Raw genomic sequence first — 3,049 nt, forward strand, 5'->3', positions numbered from 1 at the left:
GACATTGAAAAACTCGAGAAATTTATGAGCAACAAGCCCGTTGCCGAGCAGGAAATCGGGCAGGCTCTGTTGCAAGAGGTCGTGGCTTATGCCGAAACTTCCATTTCCCGAAGAAAATTCATCCTGCATTATTTTGGGGAAGAGTTTGACAATGAAACCGGCGAAGGTGGTGATATGGACGACAATATGCGCAATCCGAAAAAACAACACGAAGCCAAAGATGATGTGTTGAAACTGCTGCGCGTTATTAAAGAAGGTAATCAACAATACAAATCAAAAACCATTGTACAGATACTTGTCGGAAAAATTAACGCCCTCATCAGTTCACACCGCATAGATACCCAACCCTATTTCGGCATTGGCAAAGACAAAGAGACTGAATACTGGATGGCACTTTTAAGGCAAGTGCTTGTTGTCGGTATGTTGTCAAAGGATATTGAAACCTATGGGGTCATAAAAATGACCAAAGAAGGCGAGAAATTTATGAAGAACCCAACTTCATTTATGATGACAGAGGACCATTCCTTTAAAGAAGCCAATGATGACACAATAATTACTGAACAAAAAGGTGGCGCAGTTGCTGACGAAAACCTGTTCAGGCTATTGAAGGATGAACGCAAAAAACTGGCGCATAAACTGGAGCTGCCCCCCTATGTGATTTTTCAGGATTTTTCGTTGGAAGATATGTCGTTGAAATATCCCGTTTCCCTTGACGAACTTTCCAATGTTCAGGGTGTGGGTGAAGGCAAGGCCAAAAAATACGGCAAAACCTTTGTCGATCTTATCAACAGGTATGTAGAAGAAAATGATATCATGCGTCCCGATGATCTGGTAGTCAAAACTACTGGCTCAAACAGTGCATTGAAATTGTATATCATACAGAATGTTGACAAAAAACTGGCCTTAACTGACATTGCCAATTCCAAAGGCTTGTCTATGGGTGAGTTTATTAAAGAGATGGAAGCCATTGTTTACAGCGGCACCAAACTAAATATCAACTACTGGCTTGATGAAATGCTCGACGAGGACCAGCAGGAAGATTTACACGATTACTTCATTGAAGCAGAAAGCGATAAAATAGACGACGCCATGAAAGAATTTGAAGGCGATTATGAAGAAGAAGAACTCCGCTTGTACCGCATCAAATTTATCAGCGAAGTGGCCAATTAAGCTTATGAAAGAACTCCTTATCTTTACCAAATAAAAATTCTTTGATGAGATACTTATTGCTTGCGCTTGCTTCGGGTCTTTTATTGTCATTGGGCTGGCCCACTTGGGGTTTTCCATTGTTGCTTTTTGTTGGGTTTGTACCCCTTTTAATTGCTGAACGCGAAATAAGAATCTCTGCCAAAAAACGTAAAGGTTGGCGGGTACTGCTCTTTGCTTATGTAGCATTCCTCACCTGGAACATCATCAAAACAAACTGGCTGTGGTTTTCCAGTGAGTTTGGGGCAATCTTTGCCATCTTGGTCAATTCGCTTTTAATGTCACTGGTGTTCTTATTGTACCACCATTTTGCCAAAAGAACTACCTTTTTTATTTCCACAGTATTTTTAGCAAGTCTTTGGATTTGCTTTGAAAAAATGCACCTCATCTGGGATTTTTCCTGGCCTTGGCTCAATCTGGGCAATGGTTTTTCAGATTATATCAGCTGGGTGCAATGGTATGAATTTACAGGAACTTTCGGCGGAACGCTTTGGGTTTGGATTGTCAATCTGGCGCTGTTTAAAAGTTACATTCTTTACAGCGAATTCAAACAAAAAGACATCCTCTTTCGCGGAAGCTTAAAAGCCGGTTTATATATTTTGGTTCCATTGGCTATTTCGCTGATAATGTACAATTCCTATCTGGAAGAAGGCGAAACTGTAAATGTGATTGTCCTACAGCCCAACATAGACCCTTATTCTGAAAAATACAACGTTACAAATGACGAAATCGCCACTTTGCTTTTTGACCTTACCGAAAGCAAAATTACCCCCGAAACCGATTTTGTGATTTCTCCGGAAACTGTTTTTGCAGATATCGAGCGTATTGAAGTTTTTGAGAACAGTCCAATAACCAACAGGATCAGGGAGTTTGTAAGTAATTATCCCGGAGTGAATTTTCTCTCAGGTGTGTCATTATACAAAGTGTTTGACGACCCCGAACAAGTCACTTTACAAACCAATCAATTCCCCAACGGACTGTATTACAATACTTACAATTCAGCTTTTATGATTAGTGACAAGCCGGAAATGGATTTGTATCACAAGTCCAAACTTGTTGTGGGCGTGGAGAGCACCCCTTATCCGGGCATTATCAAACCACTGTTGGGGGACATTATGCTCGATTTGGGCGGAACGGTAGCGATGAAAACCACTCAGGATTATCGCGGGGTATTTACCTCCAATGATGGACGTTTTGCCACAGGTCCTATTATTTGTTACGAATCGGTTTACGGGGAGTTTGTAACGGGCTACATCCGCAATGAAGCTAACTTTTTGTCCATCATCACCAACGATGCCTGGTGGGGCGAGACTCAGGGACACAAACAACACCTCAGCCTGGCAAAATTAAGAGCCGTTGAAACCCGCCGAAGCATTGCCCGCAGTGCCAACACCGGAATTTCAGGATACATCAACCAACGTGGCGATGTGGGGGAAACTTTGGCTTACAACACTCTGGGTGCCTTGGCAGGAACCATTTACCTAAATGATAAAATTACGTTCTATGTGAAATATGGCGATTATGTTTACCGCATTGCATTGTTTATACTAATAGGTGTCATACTAATCGCTTTCACCCGAAGACGCGGGGAAGTGGGGGTGGATTAGACATGAGATTTGAGACGTGAGATTTAAGACAGATTTTGAGTCTCTTTTCTCTACTCTATTTTCTCTTTTCTATTTTCTTTTGTCTAACATCTAATATCTCACGTCTAAAGTCTAAAAAAATGTACCTGCTAATCTCATACATAAAATTCTTCTTCAAATCCATCAAGCTGCATGGCGTGCATTCGCCTTTTGTGTTTGATTTGATTGCGTATTGTTTTAGGGATAAGAAGGATTAT

At 41.3% G+C, this 3,049-nt stretch carries 2 protein-coding genes; both read left to right on the forward strand.

All coding sequences use genetic code 11. The annotated features are described in order from the left end of the window. The coding region (locus AC6F75_RS06920; RefSeq protein WP_500714230.1) for an RQC domain-containing protein at window positions 1-1,170 on the forward strand (1,170 nt) is incomplete at its 5' end. 44 nt (window positions 1,171-1,214) lie between these two features. Next, the gene (gene lnt, locus AC6F75_RS06925; protein ID WP_500714231.1) at window positions 1,215-2,813 is read left to right on the forward strand and encodes an apolipoprotein N-acyltransferase; all 1,599 of its coding nucleotides are present in this window, start codon (window positions 1,215-1,217) and stop codon (window positions 2,811-2,813) included. Window positions 2,814-3,049 lie beyond the last annotated feature (236 nt).

The sequence above is a fragment of the Planktosalinus sp. genome (assembly GCF_059864935.1).